General features: G+C 58.2%; 4 protein-coding genes. All 4 read right to left on the bottom strand.

Going from position 1 to position 4,819, the window contains the following annotated elements; translation table 11 throughout:
- Positions 1-566, bottom strand: a 566-nt coding sequence (locus ABX749_RS22240) for a HEAT repeat domain-containing protein (RefSeq protein WP_372897915.1), incomplete at its 3' end; no start/stop codon positions are given.
- Positions 563-1,900, bottom strand: a complete 1,338-nt coding sequence (locus ABX749_RS22235; protein ID WP_372897914.1) for a DUF1552 domain-containing protein — start codon at positions 1,898-1,900, stop codon at positions 563-565. The genes ABX749_RS22240 and ABX749_RS22235, both read right to left, overlap by 4 nt.
- On the bottom strand, positions 1,897-3,810 hold the full coding sequence (locus ABX749_RS22230; protein ID WP_372897913.1) for a DUF1592 domain-containing protein: 1,914 nt from the start codon (positions 3,808-3,810) through the stop codon (positions 1,897-1,899). Before ABX749_RS22230 ends, ABX749_RS22235 begins: the two co-directional genes overlap by 4 nt.
- 248 nt (positions 3,811-4,058) lie before the next feature.
- Positions 4,059-4,712, bottom strand: a complete 654-nt coding sequence (locus tag ABX749_RS22225; protein WP_372897912.1) for a Uma2 family endonuclease — start codon at positions 4,710-4,712, stop codon at positions 4,059-4,061.
- Positions 4,713-4,819: the final 107 nt, after the last annotated feature.

Genomic DNA, 4,819 nt, shown 5'->3' with positions numbered 1-4,819 from the left:
CGGGACAGGGACGCGGTTGCCTGGCGTCGCACGTCGGGATTCTGGTCACGGACCGCATTGTCCAAACTTTCCAGCAGACGATCGGCATCAGCCGCCATCCAACCCATCGCGTCGAGCGCCGCGATTCGCCGCCGCGTCGAATCATCTTCGGCGGCGGCGACCAGCGCCTCAATTGTCGCGGTGCCGATGCGTGAGAGCGCCCAGGCGGAACGGTAGCGCCGTTGTTCGTCATCATCGCCCAAACTGCGCACCAGGGCGTCGATCGCGGGTTCTGCCTGGGGGCCGATGCGAGCGACCGCCATCGCCGATTGCATCCAAACTTGATCGTCGCGATCGCCCAATCCCTTGATCAACGCATCGATCGCGGGCAGAGCATCGGGGCCGAGTTTTGCGAGCGCATAGGCCGCGTCCCGCCGCTCGTCGATTTCGACACTGGACAACGCCGACGCCAGCTGATCGATTTCGGATGTTTGATTGCCATCGGTCGGTGAATCAGCCGTGGCGGACGCGACGCAAACGGCCAGCACGAACATGCCTGACAGCAATCGTTGCGCGGTCGCGTTCAAATCTGCAGCTCCGAAATGCGTCCGGTGCTGTCGCCGATGAAATCGACGGGCGTTCCGAATCGGTCCAACATCGACATAAACAGGTTGCACATCGGGGTTTCGGGCGCGACACGCACATGTCGTCCCGAATCGATCTGGTTGCCGCCGGCCAGCAGGATGGGAAGGTTTTCGTTGTTGTGCCGATCGCCATCGCTGATCGCGCTGCCGTAGCAAACCGACGTGTGATCCAGTAGCGAACCTTGCTGACCGTCGGGTGTCGATTTCAGTTTTTGCAACAAGTATGACAATTGAGCCACGTGGAATTGATTGATCTTTCGAAGTTTGTCGTGCTTGTTGGCATCACCACCATGATGAGACAGGTTGTGGTGCCCTTCACCGACACCGATGTGACGATAGCTTCGATTGCTGCCCGCGTCGGCGAACATGAACGTCGCGATGCGGGTCCGATCGGTTTGGAAGGCCAACACCATCATGTCGCACATCAATCGAATGTGTTCGCCGTAATCTTTCGGTGTGCCCTCGGGGACCGGATAGTCGACGTCTTCGGAGACATCGAAATCATCGTCTTTGCGCTGCATGCGTTTTTCGACGTCGCGAACACCATCAAGGTATTCGTCGAGTTTGCGCTGATCGTTGCGTCCGAGTTTGGACTGCAACCGTTTGGCGTCTTCGGCGACATAGTCGAGAACGCTTTGACGCAAAGCCTCGCGACGAAGCGCGTTTTGATCGGCATTGACAGGCGTTCCGTCGCCGAACAATCGTTGGAAGACCAACCGCGGGTTGATCTCTTTGCTGACCGGCGTTGATTCGGACGACCAAGCGATGTTGGACGAGTAGGCACAGCTGTAACCGCTGTCGCAATTTCCGGCGCTGCGTCCCGGTTCGATTCCCAGTTCGATCGACGGAAACCGGGTCGCGTGACCGGCCGCCTGGGCAGCGACCTGGTCGACGGAAATCCCCGAACGCAAATCGCCTTCTTTTCGCGGCTGTGCTCCGGTCAAAAAGACCGATGCACTTCGCGCATGGTCACCGGGTCCGTCGCCGTTGGCACGCCCCTTGTCATGGGTCAGCCCGCTGATCACCAACACGTCGTCCTGGACCGGTGCCAGGGGGGAGAGAATGTAGGGCAAGTCATACCCGTAGCCTTCCAACTGGGGCGTCCAATCGGGAAGGTGGACGCCGTTGGGCACAAAAATGAATGCCATGCGGTTTGGAGTGGTCGCGGCGGCGGCGGCGGCTTTCGGCGCCGTCGATTCCATCCACGGCAATGCCAGTGAAACGCCCAGCCCACGCAGGACGGTTCGTCGTGACAGTCGGCTCGTTTGGATACTCATTGGTCTCGCTTCCTCTCACGCATCGTAAAGGGATCACTCGTGACAATGGCTTGGACGAGTGAACTGAATCGATAGCCATCGTTTTCCATTGCCGCCAGCGCGGAATTGACGGTGCACCGGTCGTAGGAGGTTAAACCCCGCCCCAACGCATAAGTTAGCAATTTACTGGCCAGACACTTGCAGAATTGCTGTCTTTTTTCCTGCACCAAGATCTGCATCAGCTCATCGGCCCCGTCAAACCCGACTCCGCCGGGCAACTCGCCCGAGGCGTCAATTTCGTAGGCACCGTCGCGTTCGCGATACGCGCCCACGGCGTCAAAGTTCTCCATCCCGAAGCCCAGGGCGTCCATCTTGCGGTGGCAGACCGCACAAGATTCGTTGGCGCGATGCTGTTCCATTTGCTCCCGCAGCGACCCCAGGACCTCTCCGCCCTCCTCCAGGTCCGGCACATCGGCCGGCGGTGGCGGCGGCGGTTCGGCCAGGAAATTCTCCAAAATCCACTTGCCGCGTTTGACCGGTGACGTTCGCGTCGGGTTGGACGTCAGCATCAAAATGCTCGAATGGGTCAACACGCCGCGACGCCCCGCCGGCAGGGAAACCAGTTGAAAGGAGTCGCCTTGGATCGAATCGATCCCGTAGTGCCGCGCCAGGCGTTCGTTCACATACGTGTAATCCGCATCCAAGAACTCCAACACGCTGCGGTCTTGACGAATCAGTTGCTCAAAAAACGTTTCGGTCTCGCGGCGCATTGCCTGACGCAGCGGTTCATCAAAATTGGGGAACCGGACCGGATCGGGCATCAACAGTGACACGTCGCGGAGCTGCAACCATTGTCCGGCAAAGTTGTCGACCAAGGCCCGCGACTTGGGATCGGCGAGCATCCGTTTCGCCTCCGCCGACAACACTTCTTTGTTGGTCAGTTCGCCGGAGGCGGCCAATTCGAACAATCGTTCATCCGGCATGCTGCTCCACAAAAAGTACGACAACCGCGTTGCCAGTTCATAACTGTCGAGCGCGCGGATGCCGTCTTCATCGTCGGGGTCTGGGTCCTGTTCGACGCGGAACAAGAAGTTCGGGTTGATCAGGATCGCGGCGACGACGGTCTGGAAAATTTCGTCTCGTGGTGCTCCTCGCTGGAAGGCGTTCCGCATGATCGCGAACAGCCGTTCGGATTCGTCGTCGGTGATCGGTCGCCGAAAGGCCCGGGAGGCGAATTGGCGAACGTTCTCGCGCGCGACCGCGACCTGTTCGTCGTCATTGGCCGCTTCCCGCGGCAGCACTCGTTTTCTTGCTTGTTCGTCGGCCAACGCTTTTTCGGCGATCGTTGCAGCGGCTTCCAAATACTTTTCAAACAGGATCGGAGGGATGGTCAGCACGTCGCCGACGTTGTCGAATCCGTGGGCGACGTCGTCGGAAGGGAAGTTGTCGGCCAGACGTAAATCCAAACCCAACAGATCGCGGATCGTGTTGTTGTATTCGGATTTGTTCAAGCGACGAATCGTGACACGGCCCGGGTGTTTGATCGCACTGCAATCGAACGCGTTGAACTCGAATTCGATCGCTCGGCCGAGTGAGGCGATTTCGTCATCGGTCGGTTGCGTTTGGTCGGCCGGTGGCATCTGGTGCTCGACGACCAACCGCAACACCTTCTCCCAGAACTCGTAATTCTCTTGGATGTCGGCCGAGTCCTCGAAGCGATCAAAGCTGACTTCGCCCTCGAAATCATCCCCGCTGTGACAGACGACGCAGTGGTTTTCCAGAAACGGAGCAATGTTCGTTTGAAAATTCTCCGCCGCCAATTCGGCTTTTGAATCTTTCGATGGACGTTCTTCCGCCAACGCCATCCCGGTCGTCAGTCCGATCCAACAGGCGAGCCAGATCCATCGAGTCGTGTTTTGCAAAACAGTCATGGGGCGGGGGATTGTCTATTCGGCGGGTGACCCTCGGCTTGGCATCGGCATCTTGACCGAATCAAACACCCTGGGACGAATCGCCGGGAGAGCGGCGGGGCAGGAATCGCCCGGCGTGGGACGTGAAATCAACGCGTGTCGCCTGTCATTGTCTTCACGTCCCCAGCCAGACACTGTTCAGTATCGCCTCTCGGACAGCGGAACGCAAATCACCTCGGATTCTGGTGCCCCGCCCCTATTCCAGCAGGTCATGCAGTATGCATGCCTTCGGCAAGCGACTTCAGCAACGCTTTTCCATCGCCTGCTCGCATCGCCGATTCATCGAGCCACAGCCCCTGGAACTCGGAGCTTTTGAACATTCCTTCGACGGCAGGCAACTCCACGTACACGCCATTTTCCAGTCGCCACCAAGCAAGTTTTTGTTTTTCTGTCTCGTAGACGAGGTATTCCAGGACGCCGGCTTGTTGGTAAACCTGCTTTTTTTCGCCAAGGTCGTAACTGGCGGAGGAACTTGCAATTTCAACAATCAGTTCGGGCGGTCCATGAATGTATCCATCGACCAGGTGGGTGTTTCCGTCTTTCCGCCGCATGCACAAGTCGGGTTGCGGGTCATTGTTGGCATCCAACCGGACCGTCGGATTATCGGAAAGAATCAAACATTCATGTTGCGCCGCATAGGTGCCCAGCCAAGTCGCAAACAAGGCATGTGGATCACCATGACTGGCCGCACGCAGGGGCGACATCAAATAGACCCTCCCATTGATCCGTTCGGCAGCGACATTCCCAGGCGACGCAGCATAGCGTCTGAAAAACTCATCCGAGTCCAAGACGTCGCCGCTGTTGAGTATCGGCACCGGGCTCGAATACTCAGCGTTCGTTTCGCGTCCATTGGGTTCGATCATACAAATCCGTCAAATCGGTGCAGGATGGTCACCCCAGTCTAGCCGATCTGCCACCTCCATCCAAATATTGAACTTGCTGACAGCAGCGGCCTGGAGGGTATCATTCT

Source organism: Stieleria sp. (genome assembly GCF_041595215.1).
Taxonomy (GTDB): domain Bacteria; phylum Planctomycetota; class Planctomycetia; order Pirellulales; family Pirellulaceae; genus Stieleria; species Stieleria magnilauensis.
The sequence above is the reverse complement of the archived record's forward strand: the minus strand, read 5'-3'. Positions and strand labels throughout refer to the sequence as shown.